General features: G+C 42.8%; 20 protein-coding genes. 6 read left to right on the top strand and 14 right to left on the bottom strand.

Annotation, left to right across the window (positions count from 1 at the left end; translation table 11 throughout):
* Positions 1-44: 44 nt before the first annotated feature.
* Positions 45-236 carry a DNA gyrase inhibitor YacG gene (locus A9Z07_RS13975; RefSeq protein WP_004774191.1) on the top strand — a complete coding sequence of 64 codons (192 nt, stop codon included), beginning with the start codon at positions 45-47 and terminating at the stop codon, positions 234-236.
* A gap of 18 nt (positions 237-254) precedes the next feature.
* Here the strand turns inward: A9Z07_RS13975 and A9Z07_RS13970 are convergent, their stop codons facing one another.
* The 6 genes from A9Z07_RS13970 to pqqA form a co-directional block, all read right to left on the bottom strand.
* A complete protein-coding gene (locus tag A9Z07_RS13970; protein ID WP_069579454.1) occupies positions 255-1,316 on the bottom strand; it encodes a dipeptidase in 1,062 nt (353 codons plus the stop codon).
* Positions 1,313-2,476: a pyrroloquinoline quinone biosynthesis protein PqqE gene (pqqE, locus tag A9Z07_RS13965; protein ID WP_069579452.1), complete on the bottom strand. Its 1,164-nt coding sequence runs from the start codon at positions 2,474-2,476 to the stop codon at positions 1,313-1,315. The genes A9Z07_RS13970 and pqqE overlap by 4 nt, the downstream gene beginning before the upstream one ends.
* The gene (pqqD, locus tag A9Z07_RS13960; RefSeq protein WP_069579450.1) at positions 2,473-2,757 is read right to left on the bottom strand and encodes a pyrroloquinoline quinone biosynthesis peptide chaperone PqqD; all 285 of its coding nucleotides are present in this window, start codon (positions 2,755-2,757) and stop codon (positions 2,473-2,475) included. Before pqqD ends, pqqE begins: the two co-directional genes overlap by 4 nt.
* Positions 2,750-3,508 carry a pyrroloquinoline-quinone synthase PqqC gene (pqqC, locus tag A9Z07_RS13955; protein ID WP_139126647.1) on the bottom strand — a complete coding sequence of 253 codons (759 nt, stop codon included), beginning with the start codon at positions 3,506-3,508 and terminating at the stop codon, positions 2,750-2,752. The genes pqqD and pqqC overlap by 8 nt, the downstream gene beginning before the upstream one ends.
* 11 nt (positions 3,509-3,519) lie before the next feature.
* Positions 3,520-4,431, bottom strand: a complete 912-nt coding sequence (pqqB, locus tag A9Z07_RS13950; RefSeq protein ID WP_069579446.1) for a pyrroloquinoline quinone biosynthesis protein PqqB — start codon at positions 4,429-4,431, stop codon at positions 3,520-3,522.
* A gap of 74 nt (positions 4,432-4,505) precedes the next feature.
* Positions 4,506-4,580, bottom strand: coding sequence for a pyrroloquinoline quinone precursor peptide PqqA (pqqA, locus tag A9Z07_RS17700; protein WP_009514286.1), 75 nt, complete (start codon positions 4,578-4,580; stop codon positions 4,506-4,508).
* A 426-nt stretch (positions 4,581-5,006) separates the two neighbouring features.
* On the opposite strand from pqqA, the gene A9Z07_RS13945 reads away from it, so the two are divergent.
* On the top strand, positions 5,007-6,743 hold the full coding sequence (locus A9Z07_RS13945; RefSeq protein ID WP_069579444.1) for a hypothetical protein: 1,737 nt from the start codon (positions 5,007-5,009) through the stop codon (positions 6,741-6,743).
* A 57-nt stretch (positions 6,744-6,800) separates the two neighbouring features.
* Here A9Z07_RS13945 and A9Z07_RS13940 read toward each other — a convergent pair whose 3' ends face one another.
* The 5 genes from A9Z07_RS13940 to A9Z07_RS13920 form a co-directional block, all read right to left on the bottom strand.
* Positions 6,801-7,445 (bottom strand): MBL fold metallo-hydrolase, encoded by a 645-nt coding sequence (locus tag A9Z07_RS13940; protein WP_005255381.1) that lies wholly within the window; start codon positions 7,443-7,445, stop codon positions 6,801-6,803.
* A 29-nt stretch (positions 7,446-7,474) separates the two neighbouring features.
* On the bottom strand, positions 7,475-8,491 hold the full coding sequence (gene hemH / locus A9Z07_RS13935) for a ferrochelatase (RefSeq protein ID WP_069579442.1): 1,017 nt from the start codon (positions 8,489-8,491) through the stop codon (positions 7,475-7,477).
* Positions 8,492-8,561: 70 nt separating this feature from the next.
* On the bottom strand, positions 8,562-9,590 hold the full coding sequence (locus A9Z07_RS13930) for a DUF4062 domain-containing protein (RefSeq protein WP_004774177.1): 1,029 nt from the start codon (positions 9,588-9,590) through the stop codon (positions 8,562-8,564).
* A gap of 95 nt (positions 9,591-9,685) precedes the next feature.
* The gene (murI, locus tag A9Z07_RS13925) at positions 9,686-10,573 is read right to left on the bottom strand and encodes a glutamate racemase (protein WP_062848166.1); all 888 of its coding nucleotides are present in this window, start codon (positions 10,571-10,573) and stop codon (positions 9,686-9,688) included.
* Positions 10,574-10,617: 44 nt separating this feature from the next.
* Positions 10,618-11,241, bottom strand: coding sequence for a DUF1285 domain-containing protein (locus A9Z07_RS13920; RefSeq protein ID WP_069579440.1), 624 nt, complete (start codon positions 11,239-11,241; stop codon positions 10,618-10,620).
* Positions 11,242-11,427: 186 nt separating this feature from the next.
* Between A9Z07_RS13920 and A9Z07_RS13915 the strand changes: the two genes are divergently transcribed.
* A complete protein-coding gene (locus A9Z07_RS13915) occupies positions 11,428-13,140 on the top strand; it encodes an electron transfer flavoprotein-ubiquinone oxidoreductase (protein ID WP_004774172.1) in 1,713 nt (570 codons plus the stop codon).
* A gap of 59 nt (positions 13,141-13,199) precedes the next feature.
* On the opposite strand, the gene tusA is transcribed toward A9Z07_RS13915, so the two are convergent.
* A complete protein-coding gene (gene tusA, locus A9Z07_RS13910; RefSeq protein WP_004774171.1) occupies positions 13,200-13,457 on the bottom strand; it encodes a sulfurtransferase TusA in 258 nt (85 codons plus the stop codon).
* A gap of 175 nt (positions 13,458-13,632) precedes the next feature.
* On the opposite strand from tusA, the gene A9Z07_RS13905 reads away from it, so the two are divergent.
* Both A9Z07_RS13905 and lnt read left to right on the top strand, forming a co-directional pair.
* Positions 13,633-14,472 carry an HlyC/CorC family transporter gene (locus A9Z07_RS13905; protein ID WP_004774169.1) on the top strand — a complete coding sequence of 280 codons (840 nt, stop codon included), beginning with the start codon at positions 13,633-13,635 and terminating at the stop codon, positions 14,470-14,472.
* Positions 14,469-16,028 carry an apolipoprotein N-acyltransferase gene (lnt, locus tag A9Z07_RS13900; RefSeq protein ID WP_005255385.1) on the top strand — a complete coding sequence of 520 codons (1,560 nt, stop codon included), beginning with the start codon at positions 14,469-14,471 and terminating at the stop codon, positions 16,026-16,028. The genes A9Z07_RS13905 and lnt overlap by 4 nt, the downstream gene beginning before the upstream one ends.
* 1 nt (position 16,029) lies before the next feature.
* On the opposite strand, the gene A9Z07_RS13895 is transcribed toward lnt, so the two are convergent.
* Positions 16,030-16,368, bottom strand: coding sequence for a tRNA-binding protein (locus tag A9Z07_RS13895; RefSeq protein ID WP_004774166.1), 339 nt, complete (start codon positions 16,366-16,368; stop codon positions 16,030-16,032).
* A gap of 244 nt (positions 16,369-16,612) precedes the next feature.
* Between A9Z07_RS13895 and A9Z07_RS17695 the strand changes: the two genes are divergently transcribed.
* A complete protein-coding gene (locus A9Z07_RS17695) occupies positions 16,613-16,876 on the top strand; it encodes a DUF2798 domain-containing protein (protein WP_081406437.1) in 264 nt (87 codons plus the stop codon).
* 62 nt (positions 16,877-16,938) lie between these two features.
* On the opposite strand, the gene A9Z07_RS13890 is transcribed toward A9Z07_RS17695, so the two are convergent.
* Positions 16,939-17,283, bottom strand: a complete 345-nt coding sequence (locus A9Z07_RS13890) for a hypothetical protein (RefSeq protein WP_069579438.1) — start codon at positions 17,281-17,283, stop codon at positions 16,939-16,941.
* Between the last annotated feature and the right edge of the window lie 217 nt (positions 17,284-17,500).

The raw sequence follows: 17,500 nt of genomic DNA, 5'->3' as shown, positions 1-17,500 counted from the left end.
ATGGCTGAAATGTCAACAAACCCTCTTTGTTTTAGGAATTTTCTATGCCACGTACATTCCCCTGCCCGCGTTGTGGTGAAACCAGCACTTGGGAAGGTAATGCATTTCGTCCATTCTGCTCAGAACGTTGCAAGATGATTGATCTCGGTGCCTGGGCCAGTGATGAGTACAAATTGCCAACCCAAGATACACCACAAGCAGAGATGAAACGCCACGAAGATGATTATGAAGACTAATCATCTTCTATTCATCTGCTAAGTCCAGATTCGGTTCAGCACATTGAGCCAGTTGCCCCAGCAGATTTTCTCAATCAATTCTTTTGAATAGTGGCGCTGTTGCATCGCAGCAATCAGTTGCGCTAAGCCCGTAACGTCTTGCAGCTCTGTACTGATCAGCGCGCCATCAAAATCTGAACCGAAGCCAATATGGTCTTCGCCAAGGCGATCCATCATATATTCCAGATGATCCAGAATCAGTTCAAGTGGCGTGTCCGCATTCCGCTGCCCATCAGCGCGTAAAAAGGCCACATCAAAATTGACCCCGACCATGCCCCCACTCTCAGCAATTGCCTTGAGTTGTGGATCAGTAAGATTACGTACTTGGGGACATAAAGCGTGTGCATTGGAATGGGTAGCGACAATCGGTTGCTGCAAAATATCGACCGTGTCCCAAAATGCACGTTCATTCATATGCGATACATCCACCACCATTTTCTTTTCAGCACAGCGTCTTAATAAGGCTTTACCCGCTATGGTCAGGCCTGCACCTGTGTCGGGTGAATGAGGAAAACGGGCATTTAAACCATGTCCAAACTGGCTCACCCTGTTCCATAAGGGGCCGATACTCCGTAACCCTGCCTGATAAAAAACATCGAGCAAGTCTGGGTTGTCCTGTAAAGCTTCCGCCCCTTCCATGTGTAGCACTACAGCCAGTTGACTTTGAGTACGGCAATCCTGAATCTGTTGCACCGAGGTACACAGTTGAATCTGCTCGGAAGCCTGCACCAGCTGCTGCGCCAGCTCGAGTTGTGCCAGACAGATCTGCTCAACCTGCCGTTGAGTGAAATCTTCGGCATTTTTATCCATAAGCTTATCGGGATGATGTTGTTTCACATAAGCAAATGGCGGTAGAAAAATTGCAAACATGCCGCCTACAAATCCCGCCTGCTGGCAGCGCTTTAAATCCAGTTGTCCTGGCAAATGTTCATGTATAAAAGCCTGTACGGGGTCCGCTTGATCGCTGAGCCATAACCGTGTCAGCAGATCATTATGACCATCGAAAACTACAACTTTGTCGTGATTTAGACCATGCGTCATGAGGAAGATTCGCCGGTAATGCTTTGCACAGGAATTTTTTGCTGAAGTGCCAATTGTTTTGAATTCTTGCTATTTCGAAATACCAATTGCGCAAGAGATGAGGCCTGTTCACTGTCACGGCGTGCTTGTTCAATCAGATAATGATCGCTAGATTTACCACACACAGGATCAGCATTGGCAGCATCACCTGTGAGCATATAGGCCTGACAACGGCAGCCGCCAAAGTCGCGCTGTTTGTCTGGGCAACTACGGCAACTTTCTGGCATCCATGCATCGCCACGGAAATGGTTAAAACCAGTGGATGTGTACCAGATCTCCGATAAAGATTGTTCACGAACATTCGGAAACGCAATCGGTAGCTGACGTGCTGCATGACATGGCAATGCCGTGCCATCAGGCGTCACCGTAAAGAAAATTTTACCCCAACCATTCATACAGGCTTTTGGTCGCTCCTCATAATAATCAGGCACCACAAAGATCAACTTACACGGATGATTCTGCTGGCGAAGTTTTTCTCGATAGGCATTGGTTACCTGTTCGGCACGCGTCAACTGTTCTTGAGTAGGCAATAGGCCCTGACGGTTTAAAAAAGCCCAACCATAAAACTGACAGATTGCCAGTTCAACCGTATCAGCATTCAGCTCCAGACACAGCTCAATAATCTGTTCAATCTGGTCGATATTATGTCGATGAATCACGAAATTCAGCACCATCGGATAGTCATATTGCTTGACCAGACGGCACATTTCATATTTCTGTTCAAAGGCATGTTTTGAACCAGCCAAAGCATCATTCACCACAGGATCACTGGCCTGAAAACTGATCTGGATATGATCCAGTCCAGCCTGTTTGAGTTGAGCAATACGCTGCTCATTCAGGCCCATTCCCGAGGTGATTAAGTTGGTATAAAAACCTTGCTGATGCGCATGCGCAACCAGTTGTTCCAGATCTTGCCGAACCAGCGGTTCCCCACCAGAAAAGCCCAGTTGCACCGCACCCATCTGCCGTGCCTGATCAAACACATCACACCATTCTTGCGTGCTCAGTTCATTTTTATGCTGGGCATAATCCAGAGGATTCGAACAATAAGGACATTGTAAAGGACAACGATAGGTCAACTCCGCCAAAAGCCAGAGCGGTAAACCAACGCCTTCTGTCATCGCAAATCAATCCAGTATTGTTGCTGCGCAACGCGCATATAATCGACCACATCCTGCTCGATTTCTGCAATGTCACCAAACTGCTGTTTCAACAAGGCCACAATAGCCGCAACATTCTGCTGTCCATTAATATGCTGTCCAATCGCTCCAGCACTGTCATTCAGCTTGATCATGCCTTCTGGATATAAGATCACAAAAGCATTTTGTGCAGGCTCAAACTGAAAGCGGTAACCTTGTCGCCAAGTCGGAATCAGGTTTAAATCAAATTCTGCATTACTCACGAAATAACCCCTTATGCCAGACAGGTTGTGTGGTCACGGTATGATACGGCGCTTGCTCATGCACATAGGCCAAGGTCAGCGCATCCAGAATACTCCAAAGAATATCCAGCTTGAATTGCAGGATTTCCAGCATACGCTGCTGCTGTTCATAGGTGGTAAATGAGTCCAGTGTAATATTCAAACCATGCTCCACATCGCGACGAGCCTGACTTAAACGCGAACGGAAATAGTCATAACCCTGATCATTAATCCACGGATAATGCTGCGGCCATGAATCAAGACGGGACTGATGGATTTGTGGCGCAAATAATTCGGTCAGGGAACTGCTGGCTGCTTCACGCCATGTGGCACGGCGAGCAAAATTGACATAAGCATCCACCGCGAAACGCACGCCGGGTAACACCAATTCTTCTGAAATCACCTGCTCACGGGTCAGGCCAACGGCTTCAGCCAAACGTAACCATGCTTCGCGCCCACCACCATCAGGATATTCGCCATCCTGATCAATCATCCGCTGAATCCATTCCTGACGCATACGCTGATCTGGACAATTGGCCATGATCGCGGCATCTTTCAGTGGAATATTGATTTGATAATAATAACGATTGGCAACCCACGCCTGTATTTGCTGCTGGGTGGCTTTACCCTCGTACATCATCACATGAAAAGGATGATAAATATGGTAATACTGCCCTTTATCCAGAATGGCCTGCTTAAACTGTTCGACACTTAATACATCAGCGCTTGGCATCATCATTTACCTCAAAGTTTAATCTGCATGCCATCAAAGGCGACTTCAACACCGTGAGCTTTAAGTTCAACACATTGAGCCGAGTTTTCATCTAAAATCGGATTGGTATTATTGATATGAATCAACACTTTTTTAGGGCGGCTAAGCTGATTCAGATAAGACAATGAACCACCTTCGCCACTAATATACAAATGCCCCATCTCACGTCCGGTTTTGCTGCCAACACCGGTGTGTTGCATTTCATCATCCGTCCAGAGCGTACCATCAATCATGACACAATCTGAATCGCGCATAATCTGCATGATCTGTTCATCAATCTTTCCAAGACCCGGTGCATAGAACAACTGTTTTTGTGTTTTATGATCCCGAATAATCAATGCAATATTATCGCCCTCATGCGGATCATGACGATGTGGTGAATACGGCGGTGCAGCACTTTGAATAATCAGTGGCATAAATTCCATATCTTCAAAACCCGCAATCTTGAATGCCTGTTTAGGATCGATTTGCTGATACTGCAGACCGCCATTCCAGTGCTTCAACATATTAAATACAGGGAAACCTGTGGTCAGATCCTGATAGACCATATCGGTACACCAGACCTTGATTGGACAGCCTTCACGTAAAGTCAGCAGTCCAGTGGTATGATCCAGCTGGCTATCCATCAGAATCACATCACGAATACCAGTATCACGCAACTTACGGTCAGGCTGAGCTGCCTTAAAATCAAATAATTGCTGACGGATATCTGGCGAAGCATTAAGCAGCACCCAATCGATGCCATTTTCAGAAATCGCGATTGAGGATTGTGTGCGTGCCTTGGCCTGAATCGTACCCGTACGCACGCCATGACAATTTGGGCAATTACAATTCCACTGCGGAAAGCCCCCACCAGCAGCCGAACCTAGAACATGAATATACATAGATTTAATTTCTTGTTAGAAAAAGATAAGCCCTAGGCATAACTAGGGCTTATCTTGAATTTGAATCGGAATGATTAACGTACTTCGAAGTACATGGTCACTTCAAAACCAATACGTACATCAGTAAAAGCAGGTTTAGTCCATTGCATGAAATCGTCTCCAATTGGTTTTCATCAGGTGAAATTAAGCAATTAGTTCAACATGAATAAAGCGTTTCACACCTGATTCTAAATAAAAATAATCGCTTTGTAGACCTACCCTGCCTAAGATATTGTTCGATAATTGTGAGTTTTGGCTAAATTTCGGTAAGTCATACTCAAATTCAGTCTCTCTGCTTAAAAATTGTCTACCGACAACGCTATTCTTAATAAAAATTTACACATTTTAAATATGTGATTTACATCACAGTAATTTACTTTTTCATGACCTTATGCAAATCTAGTGACAACTGTAGGATTGAATAACAAGACCAAACTACACATGACAACTTATACATTGTTCTGATCCAGTTTCGCACCGATTTATGTGGCATCAGCTTGTTCAATAAAAAGATTTAAATTTACCAGGATGTAAAAATGAATAACGATATTCCTTATCAGCTCAAGCTTTTGGCAACACAAATTGATCCCAATCTGGATGCTGATTGGCAAACGGCACTGATCACACTTTTTTCAGAACATACACCTGAACATTGCGAAAAAATTTCCCAGCAGGTGCTGCAACTCAAAAAAATTCACTGGAACCGAAAGGACAACAGCTTTTCCTATTTGGCCAAACATGACTTTGATATTCTGATTGAGAAAATTTATATCGCTCCAATCAAAGTGTTAGTGAAAAAAATTGCAGCGTCCCTAGAAAAGTTAAAAAGCTATCAGCATGCTTATGAAATTTCAGACTATCTGGAAAATATCCTGAGCCAGATTCATACCATTGAAACCGAAGACGACTTTGATCTACAAGAGCAAAAGAAACTGATTCTAAAAGAATTTATCTATGCAGCGGCGCAAATTATTCTGGCAAAAGAAAAGATCATCCTGCCTGAAAATCAGCGACATATTAATACCGACATCATTAAAACCTTTATGACCGAGGTGTTTCTCAAACAACAGTTATTAAAATATTCTTTTAACCTTTTGCGTTCGCATCAACTCAGAGCAGAAAAACCTCATATCCTGAAATATTTTCTCTATAAACAACAAAAATCCCGACAACTAGATATCGTGAAAACCTCCAAATATATTTTTGCTTTGGCACCGAGCAAGGAAGGAATGGTCAATACCTTTTCAATTCGACGTTTCTTACAAGAAGAAAAATTTGAAGGCTGCGACAATATTTATGTGAATTCAGCGATTCTGCATTTAGATAAAATCGACGACATCCGCCATCACGAACAATTCGAGTGGCAAATCAGCCGAATCATTACGATTGATAAGCCTGTTAACCAGTATGTTTCAGATATTGTGCGCAATATTGAACTGTATACCAGCAAAACCCTAGTGCCTTTCCTACGAGAGCCTCTGCAACCCAATGGGGTATTTATGGAAAAACTGGTAGAACAACGGCTGATTGATTTTGAGCAGAAACTCAATAGCAATATTCTTGAACCTGTTGCCGAAGCGCTGAAGCATTCAGTTCATCATCGAGATGAATGTAATTATCTCTATTTAAGTGTCAAACAAACGCTGGATGATCTGATTAGCCATTTTATTGAGTTCCAGTCACAGCCTTCTTTGATCTTTAATAAGCAGGTTAATCTGTTTATTGCCCGACTCAAATCTTATGCCACCTTGCTACAGAAACGGCATTCGGATGTGTTCACGGTGTTTTCTTATGAGGAATGGAAAAAACATCATGCTGAAGCACTAGAGCCAACCAATATCCTCAAAGACATTAGCTTGGCCTCACTACAGGAATACAAAGATGCTTTTTCGGAATTAAAAGAAAATCAACGCCAGCTCAAACAAAGTGCTTCGTTTCTGAGTAAGCTTATGAATAAACCTCAAAAAATAAAAGACAATATTCTCAAGCTAAAACTTAAAACAGCACAAATTAAAAAAGATGCACATCAGGAAATTATGCGGATTCAGCGACGTTTTCCATCTCTGATCGTTTATTTAGAATTTGAATCACTGATTTCAATTAACCACAAAGAACGCCATTACGCTTTTCCGACAGGAGAAAATGGCATTACCCGTTTGCCTATTCTGATTCAGATTCCAGAAGATAAAGCTTCTTTCGACTTACAAAGCATTTGTAATAGTTTGAACTTTGATTTGAATCTGGCCAATCAAAAATGGCTAGAAACCATTTAACCAGCAAGGAGCTGGCTTGTGTATAACACGCTGCTATACACAAGCTAAAAGGTGCAGTTAGCCTGCTTTGCTTGCCACAAAAGGATTAAATTGCTTTTCATAACCAATGGTACTCATCGGGCCATGACCTGAAATAAACTGGGTATCATCAGGCAAGCTAAAGCATTCGCGCTGAATCGAATCGAGCAACTGCTGGTGATTACCTTTTGGAAAATCTGTACGACCAATCGAGCCTTTAAACAACACGTCACCTGTCCACAACAAACCATGTTTGGCGTTATAGAACATCACATGACCTGGGGTATGGCCTGGGGCAAAACGCACTTCAAACTCATCGTCACCCAGCTTTAAAACTTCACCACCTTCTAACCATTGGTCCACTTTGACAGGCTGGGGAATTGGAAAGCCATAACGCGCCGAGACTTCCTGAATCATGTCCAGCCAGAACTGATCTTCTTTATGCGGGCCAATCACGGGGATCTGCCATGTTTCAGCAAGTTCACCGACTGCACCTGCATGATCAAGATGTCCGTGCGTCAACCACAGTGCTTTCACTTTTAGACCCAAAGCTTCCACTTCTTTTTTCAGCACCGCAGCATCACCACCTGCATCAATCAAAATCGCTTCTTTGCTTTCACTGTCCCATAAGATCGAGCAGTTTTGGGCAAATGCAGTAACAGGAACAATTTTGACTTGGAGCATAAAAACCTCTGGCGAAATAAAGCGTCGATTTAACGATGGGCTAAGGTATGAGTGAGTGCATCAAGATTAGCCTGAACCAGACCAGCAAGCAAATCTATATGGGCCTGATCCGCATTCAAGGCTGGAATATAGACATAGTCTCCGCCACCTGCATGCTGGAAAATCTCTTTATTCTGCATCGCCAACTCTTCCAGCGTTTCCAGACAATCTGCTGAAAAGGCTGGACTAATCACCTGTACCGATTGAACCTTTTGTTCACCCCATTGCTGTAACAACTGATCCGTATAAGGCTTTACCCATTCCTGCTTACCAAAACGTGACTGAAAGCTGATCGCCCATTCATCTTCTTTGAGATGTAAAGCTTCTGCCACCAGACGTGCTGTGGTTCGGCAACGGTCTGCATAGGGGTCGCCTTTATCGGCATAAGGTTGAGGAATACCATGAAATGACATCAACAGTTTTTCAGCTTTGCCATGCTGTCCCTGATAATACAGTACGCTATCTGCCAACGCCTGAATAAATAAAGGGTGCTGATGATAGTCCTTAATAATGGTCAGACCAGGTAAATGACGTTGCTGTGGAATCCATTTGGCAAACGCATCATATAATGGCGCTGTCGAGGTCGCTGAATATTGCGGGAACAACGGCAGTAAAATTACATGTTCTTGTGGATCTTTTGCCAGTTGCGCCAGTACATCATGGATACTCGGTTGGCCATAAGTCATGGCGGGCACAACCGTCAGATCAAACTGATGATTTTCTTCTTGTAGGCGTTGCTTAATCAGCAGTGTTTGTTCCAGCACAATTTCACGCATCGGTGAGTCATTCGACCAGACCGAAGCATAGGCTTCAGCCACCCGTTTCGGACGGAAGGTCAAAACAAATAAGTGCAGGATGATCCACCATAATAATTTGGGAATCTCAATCACACGGGTATCAGATAAAAACTGTTTCAGGAAACGTCGTACTGCTGGCACAGTTGCTTCATCTGGCGTACCTAAATTGGCCAGAATCACAGTCACTTTTGGTTTTTGTGTCGCTAACATAGACCGCATCCGCTTTTCATTGGGTTCATACAATTACTTTAGCAGTTTTAGCCCTGTTTGCTAAATTGGATTAATGCATGGTCTTAAATTGAAAAACCCGATTGCTATCCAGCATATTACTTTCCAGTAGTTTCTGTCCTTTTGCGGTGAGCTGCCACAACATACGTTGACGGTCATCACGCCCTGTTGGCACAATCCATTCATTTTGACGCATTTGTAATTTGATCTCATGCAAAGCACGAATATTCACTTGGGCACGAGATACAGCATGCGCCCTTGGCATTTCCTTACGGGCATCGTCCAAACCTGTCTCATTGAGATATTCATTGATCCGCTTGGAAAAATATTCTTCTGGTGTCGGGATCACAAAAGCTGAACCGAGAACATTCAGTAATTGCGCCCATGTCATCTTGCGATGTGGCTTAACTTCCTTGAAATTGCCATCCTGATAGGCATGCATCCGATATTCAAATGAATAGAGTTCATGCATCGAAACTTTAGGTACATTGGTCAGCGGATCAGCTTCACGATTGCCCAGTTCCGTTTCCAACTGTTTCACCTTGGCACGTAATGCGTCAATTTCATCACGCAATACCTGCGTATTTTGTGGACGCACCCACCCCACCACAGGATAACGCTCTAGCATTTGCGGCATACTTGAACGTACAGCCAGCTCCAGATCTCTTAAGGTACGATAACAAAAGACCTGATCCACTTCGTGTTGTAACTGTTTTCTAAATTCTTTGAATTTTTCTTTAAGTTCTGGCTTGTGATCATGCAATTTGGCATCACGAGACTCTGGGTCTTCATGCATAAATACAATCACAGGCTTTTGTTTGGTCATGGCATAAATATATTCCAGATGCATATAGCCGACACCTGAAACGGATTGTTCGCCATATTGGCTACCCAGCAAAATCACCACATAATCACAATCATCAATTTGACGGCGAGCAATCGAAGTACTGAGCGGGGTGCGCTGTTCCAGCCCCCATGACAGAAATCCCATGCCAACTAATGTTTGTGCGAGAACCGCTCGCTCTGGTTGCATTTCATTGCCAGAGGTAGAAATAAAGACTTGATAACGAGTATCTTGCATAGGCTAGGCCCCAATTCATTGATCAATAATATCAAGTATTTATCTTGATTTTTTATTAACAACTAACCCCAATAAATATATAAATATGGCTCGATTTAGTGATTTCCTATCTCAATCTCGGCCAGATTTTGAATCTTCCATGTTAATTGTTCTGGTATAAGGTGCTGAAGAACGGGTTCTAGTTCGACCGCATTGTTACCACTGACATAACATTGAATACGGGTAATGTTATGACGCAATTTGTCACATAATAACCCATTTTTAATTAAAAGATAGGCAGTTTGTCGCGCAACTGCTTGTCCAGAATCAATTAATTTTAATTTTTCAGAAAAAATCTGACGAATCGCATCTTTCAGGAAAGGATAATGGGTACACCCCAAGACCAGAAAGTCAGCACCCTGCTCGACCACAGGTTGTAAAATCTGTTGTAGTACCTCGAGACACGCTGGGCTCATCTGCTGCCCAGCCTCAACAAATGGCACCAGTTCCAGACTCGTCACCGTCAACACTTTGACACCAGCAGGCTGTGCGAAGTTTGCCATCACATCTTTAATCAGCTGTCCACGGAAGGTGGCAGGCGTCGCCAGCACAGCCACGACTTTGGATTGAGTTTGAATGACGGCGGGCTTTAATGCAGGCACAAGACCAACGATTGGAAAACGTTCTCCATAATGATCGCGTAAGTAATCCAGACTAAAAGCAGAAGCCGTATTACACGCCACCACCGCAATTTTACAACCCTGACGGTAAAGCCATTCGATTGCCTGCGCAGTCAGCTGACGGATTTCCTGATCTGAACGCGCACCATATGGCACATGAGCCGTATCTGCATAGTAGAGAATGCGTTCATTTGGTAAATGTCGTGCAATTTCTTGTGCAACCGATAAGCCGCCAATGCCTGAGTCAAAAACCCCAATGGGTGCATCAGCAGATGCGTGTGGCATTGGATCAAGTAAAAGAGGCATGGATTGAACGGCTGTCATATTACACATGGACACTGGTTTATTTACTCTTTTAAGCTTAAACCTCAGGTGCTCAAATGCAAGACCAAATCACCACTTTTTAGCGTTAAAACCGTGTCACCTTGCGCATTTTCAGACAAAGTTCCGTAGTTCACGAGATGATAAAAACTCTGACGCTGGATCAGGGCATTCATACCAAAACGGACATGCACATAAGGACGTAACTCCCCTTCATATTCACGCATAAAAACAGGATGTGCTTCATCTACAATAATCACATCCTGATTGATGGTGGTGAGTTGCAGATAGGTTTTGCCTTCGATTTGCACCTGATCCGCCTGATTGATCAACAATGGTTCATCTTCAACTTCGATTTCAATCTGTTCCACCGGGGTTTTGAGGTAGAATTTGCCGTCCTCTTTCCACAACACCTTACTGAACAGATCCAGAAGAGCCTGACGTTTGATCAATTGACCTTCGTGCCACCATTCTCCATTGGCTTTTATGCGTAGATCCATTTTGCCACAATGCTTTGGATGCCACTGGTCTAAAGGCGGAATTGACCTTTTGTGACTTTGCTGTACATCATTTAAGTATTGTGCAATGTTCATTAAGTTTTTATCATCAGAAAACATGATTTTTCCCTGATTTTCTAAAGAGTTTTGTGGAGAATCATTTTCATTTATCATAGTTTATGCCTTGCTGACGAGAAAATATGACCGCTCAGCCAATTGGCGAGATCAAGGTTTAAAACTATACTATCCCAAACGTTTGCAAGCACATATTATCATTTGTGTTTGGCAATTAAGAACACTCATGGCAGCGCCGAATCGCAATATTACGGTTGCCACCCTTAAAAATATGAGGAGTCCTACATGGAACACATCGAACGTGAAGCGATGGAGTTTGACGTAGTGATCGTAGGCGCAGGACCTGCGGGTTTATCTGCTGCGATTAAAATTCGTCAATTAGCGATTGAAAACAACCTACCTGACCTTTCTGTATGTGTTGTTGAAAAAGGCTCCGAAGTAGGTGCGCATATCCTTTCAGGTGCTGTACTTGAACCACGTGCCATGAATGAATTATTTCCAAACTGGAAAGAAGAAGGCGCACCACTGAATGTCCCTGTCACAGGTGACGAAACTTATTTCTTATTGTCTGATACCAAAGCGCAAAAAATGCCGTATTGGATGGTACCAAAATCAATGCACAACGAAGGGAACTATGTCATTTCTCTTGGTAATGTCGTGCGCTGGTTAGGCCAGAAAGCAGAAGAGCTGGAAGTTTCAATTTTCCCGGGTTTTGCTGCATCTGAAGTGCTTTACCATGAAGATGGTACGGTAAAAGGTATTCAAACAGGTGATATGGGCATTGGCAAAAATGGTGAGCCAACGCATAACTTCACGCCTGGTTATGAACTTCATGCCAAATATACATTGTTCGCTGAAGGCTGCCGTGGTCACCTCGGTAAACGCCTGATTGCAAAATACAATCTTGATAAAGATGCTGATCCACAGCACTACGGTATCGGGATTAAAGAGCTTTGGGAAATCGATCCTGCTAAACATAAGCCAGGCTTAGTCATGCATGGTGCTGGCTGGCCGTTGTCTGAAACAGGTTCATCTGGTGGCTGGTGGTTATACCACGCTGAAAACAATCAGGTGACTTTGGGTATGATCGTGGATTTATCGTATGAAAATCCGCACATGTATCCATTCATGGAAATGCAACGCTGGAAAACGCACCCAACCATCAAGCAATTCCTTGAAGGCGGTAAACGTATTTCTTACGGCGCACGTGCTGTTGTGAAAGGTGGCTTTAATGCTTTACCTAAACTCACTTTCCCAGGCGGTTGCCTGATTGGTGATGATGCTGGTTTCTTGAACTTCTCAAAAATCAAAGGCTCACACACTGCAATGAAATCAGGTATGTTGTGTGGTGAGGCAGTATTCGAAGCGATTGCTGCGGGTGTTGCAAAAGGTGGTGATCTTGCGATTGCACGTGTGCTTGAAGGCGACGATCATTTCGACAAAGAATTGACTGCGTATACAGACAAATATAACAATTCTTGGTTAAAAGAAGAGTTATATAACTCACGCAACTTTGGCCCTGCAATGCACAAGTTTGGTCAGTGGATTGGTGGCGCGTTTAACTTTATCGATCAAAACATCCTTAAAGTGCCATTCACGTTGCATGATCTTAAACAAGACTTTGCTGCACTTAAAACTGTAGATGCGTCAACGTTTAAACCAAACTATCCAAAACCAGATGGCAAGTTGACCTTTGACCGTTTATCTTCTGTATTCGTATCAAATACCGTACATGAAGAAAATCAGCCAGCGCACTTAAAGTTGACTGATCCATCTATTCCAGTTGATGTAAACCTACCAAAATGGGATGAGCCTGCTCAACGCTACTGCCCTGCGGGTGTTTATGAAATCATGGAAAATGATGATGGTTCAAAACGCTTCCAGATCAACGCAGCAAACTGTGTACACTGTAAGACCTGTGATATTAAAGATCCATCACAGAACATCACTTGGGTAACGCCTGAAGGTGGCGGTGGTCCGAACTATCCAAATATGTAATTCAAAATAAAAAATCCGAGTTTAGACTCGGATTTTTTATGCGCCATGCACTTTAAAAGTTAACCTTTCTGCACAAGATAGCGGTATTCAGTATTACTATTTTCATCCTGATTTTCTTCTTTGAGCAACAGCTCATGACCAAGATGCATACAAAATTTTGGAATATCCCATGATGTTGAAGGGTCTGTTGCCAATACTTCAACAATCTCACCTGACTTGGCTTTGCGAATGGCTTGGTGCAACATCATCACAGGTTCAGGGCAACGTAAACCTCGCGTATTGATTTGAACAGCGGGAAGTTTTGGTTGTTCAGACATCATAAAACTCAAATATTCGAATTTTCACATTTTAGCATAAACTGCTCATATAAAAATCATCTGGCCTGTTTTGGAAAACTGTACGTTTTTTACATAGTATTGTTGATGCATATCCGCTTTATCTTCGGTATGATGAAAATCATCTAATTGATATAGAGAGTCTTTAGGAAAGATCATGGTCGAGGAATCCAGTCCGTCGTGGGGTATGCGTGGCTTAAGAAAATGGTTAGGTACCGCACCTGAAACCCGCGATGAATTACTCAAGTTAGTTCAAGACTCACGTCGCTTTTTAGAGCCAGATACTGTTGCTATGCTTGAGGGTGTTCTTGACCTGCCAGCAACAAAGATTCGAGAAGTCATGACACCGCGTACAGCGATCATCAGTTTGCAGGAAGACGATCAATTACTTGATATTCTGCATGTCCTGATCGACTCTGCACATTCGCGCTTCCCTGTATTCTCAGCGGATCAAAGCGATAATGTGGTGGGCATCTTATTAGCGAAAGACCTATTACCTTTTTTAACTGAGCGTAATGTCAAAGTTGATATTCGTTCGTTGATGCGCCAGCCTGTGTTTGTGCCTGAAAGTGCACGTTCAGATCAGGTGTTGCGTATGCTGAAAAATACGCAAACTCATATTGCCATCGTGATTGATGAATATGGTTCAACCTCTGGTCTCGTCACCCTTGAAGATATTCTTGAAGAGATTGTCGGCGAAATTGAAGATGAACATGATATTGCGGATGAAGAAGCCTTATATATCGTTCCAGATAATGACCCGACCACAGCAAATACGTGGATTGTGCAGGCACTTACACCAATCGAACATTTCAACACTATTTTAAATGCAGATTTTTCTGACGATGAAGTTGAAACTATGGGCGGTTTACTGCTGCAAGAGATTGGTTTAGTGAGCGATTTACAAGGTCAAACCATTGAGCTTGGCGATTGGCAATTTACCATTATTGAAGCAGATGCACGCACTATTCATCTGATTCGAGCTGTCCGTCAATGAGAACCTATTTTGAGAAGCTGTTAAATTCGTCTCAACCACAAAAACAGCTCCCTTTTATTTTTCCACTTTTGATTGCACTCATTTCGGGTGCAATCTTTAGTTTGGCGCTCGCCCCGTACTATTTCTGGTGGCTTGCGATTTTGTCGCCTGCATTACTCTATGCCGTATTGCGCCAGCGTAGCCCACGTCAGGCCTTTGCGCTCGGCTGGGCCTATGGCTTTGGTTTATGGTTTGTCGGGGCATTCTGGCTCTATACATCCATCCATACCTATGGTGATACCAATGCTTTTTTAAGCGTGTTGATGATTGCCTTTATGGCGGCTGCAATGGGCTTGTTTACGGCATTTCAGACTTGGCTATATCGTCGCTTTTTTCCAGAGACGCCGCTTACTTTTGCACCACTATGGGTGCTGTTTGAGTGGGCAAAAACCTGGGTATTCACTGGTTTTCCGTGGTTATTCGCAGGTTATGCCTTCACTGAACGCCTATTAGATGGCTATGCACCTCTATTTGGTGTTTATGCTGTTTCTTTCGTTGTCATCGTACTGGCCTGTGCGCTGGTCGAGATTTTAAATCGTCGCTGGTTTTGGGCGGTGCCTTCCGCAGTTCTAGTTTTAGGTGCATGGGGCGCTGGATTTATTCAGTTTGTACAACCGAAAGCAGCCAAACCACTGAGTGTATCTTTGGTTCAAGGAAATATTCCTCAAGACCTGAAATGGTTAACTGAATACCAGATTAAGACCTTAGAAATTTATGCCACGCTGACTCGTGCTGAATGGGGACGTGATCTGATTGTCTGGCCAGAATCTTCGATTCCAATGTTCCAGACCGATATTCCAGAATTTCTGGAGGCGATGGATGCGCAAGCCAAGAAAACAGACAGTGCATGGGTGACCGGTATCCCGTATTGGGATATGGCGAAGTCGCAGCAAGTCGGTGAACCATTGTATTACAACAGTATTATGGCTTCAGGCAGCGACTCACATGGCTTGTATAAAAAGCAACGTCTGGTGCCGTTTGGTGAATATATTCCATTATCAGGCATGCTGAAATGGGTACTCCCAGCAATGCAGAATGATGTCAGTATGAGTGGTTTTTCTCGTGGTGAATCGAACCAGAAGCCATTAATGGTTAAAGGTCATGCGCTGGCAGCTGCAATTTGCTATGAAGTGGCTTATCCAAACCTGACCCGCCGTAATGCATCGAATAGTGACTTTTTGATCACTGTTTCAAATGATGCATGGTTTACAGGGACTGCTGGGCCTTGGCAACATTTGCAAATGGTACAAATGCGTGCCAAAGAAAATGGCCGCTGGTTTATTCGTGCGACCAATACCGGTGTGACAGCATTTATCGATCAGAACGGTCATATTGTGAAACAGGCGCCAATTGATCAGGAAGCCGTGCTTCGTGGTGAACTGCCTGCCATGCAAGGGCAAACCTTGTATAACCGCTTAAGCGATTATCCGATCCTGATTTTCTCACTTCTATTATTGATCGTTGGCTGGATTTACCGTCCACGTAAAGTCGATATTTCATTTAAATCACGTCGATAAATCACAACAACTTTGTGCCCAGAGGAACATCAAACTCTGGGACGCAAAGTGCCACCTCTCCTTCCGCATTATGAAATCCTGTGACCAGACATTCTGATTGAATTGGGCCAATCTGTTTCTTCGGGAAGTTCACTACGGCAACCACCAGTTTTCCAATCAAGTTTTCAGGCTGATAAAGTTTGGTAATTTGCGCACTGGATTTTCGGATTCCTAATTCTTCACCAAAATCAACTTGCAAGATATAAGCTGGTTTTCGCGCTTCTTTAAATACTTCAGCCTGTACAATCCGACCGACACGTAACTCCACTTTGGTAAAATCATTCCATTCAATTTGTTGCATCTAATTGTTCTCTTCGATTTTTAAAGTCATATGGAATATAGAGGATCTCTATTTTTAAATAAAGATGCTCATTTTTTATTCCTTATTCTGATCCTTCATGTTAAATTCATTTTGCTCTTTATAAAGCCGTAAACGTTTACGTCAATCAACGTGCCAACATATCTCCAACAACGTTTGGAGCTATTTGATCAAGATATTCCATATTTGATCAGGCACTGGCGTTTGTTGGTTTACGGAGAAAAAAATGCAAAATTTAAAAGGGTCTTCTTTTCGTTTTCAAAAGATTCCAAATCGTTACGCCACCGTAGTTTTACCTTTATTCCTATCTATCATCATGACTTTTATCGTGTCGTGCATTAGTACTTTACGTAGCATGGGATTAGAACAGTTTTCTACTCACATCTGGCTATCCGCATGGGGAATTTCGTGGTTAATTGCCTTCCCTGTTTTACTTTTGGTCTTGCCAATCGTACGCAAAATTACCTTTCTGTTTGTTCACGCTGGCTAAATTCAGGCAATAAAAAACGTAGATTTTAAATCTACGTTTTCAACGCCCAATATTTTAATCATTTAAAAGCTTATCGATAATTGCACGCTTAAATAGGCAACCAGACTGGATAAAAATAACATCGGAATATAACGATAAGCCTTAAATAAAAACTGCTCATATTTAGAAATCAGGTCAACATGATTCCAGACCGTGGTTTTCAAGGCACTTAAAAAGCACAAGACAAACCATGCACTTAACATGCTTAATGCAAAGAAACCAATCATAATCTGGCTACTTCCCTCAGTGGCTTGCCATAATGTTAAAGCACCTTCACTAATGGGTAATAAAGTTAAAATGAGCAATACAGATTTAAGCATTGCCCAATGAAACTGATTCAGTTCATCTAACATAAAAAATGCTTTCATCTGATTTCTCACAATTGGTTTCAATGGTCTGAATTTATTATGCAAAGCTTTGATCTAAAGAAAAAGTCTATTTTTCTGCATAATTTCTTTTTCTTGTAACTATTAAATATGGGAATAATTCTTATTATAACTCTCACATATTCTATATTTTATTCTATCTTTATTTTTCAATGATTTATTAATTAATTTCGAATTAAGAAACATTATCACTTCACTC

The organism is Acinetobacter sp. YK3, assembly GCF_001729365.1.
Taxonomy (GTDB): Bacteria; Pseudomonadota; Gammaproteobacteria; order Pseudomonadales; family Moraxellaceae; genus Acinetobacter; species Acinetobacter vivianii.
Note: the sequence above shows the minus strand (reverse complement) of the source record. Positions and strands in the feature narration are given on the sequence as shown.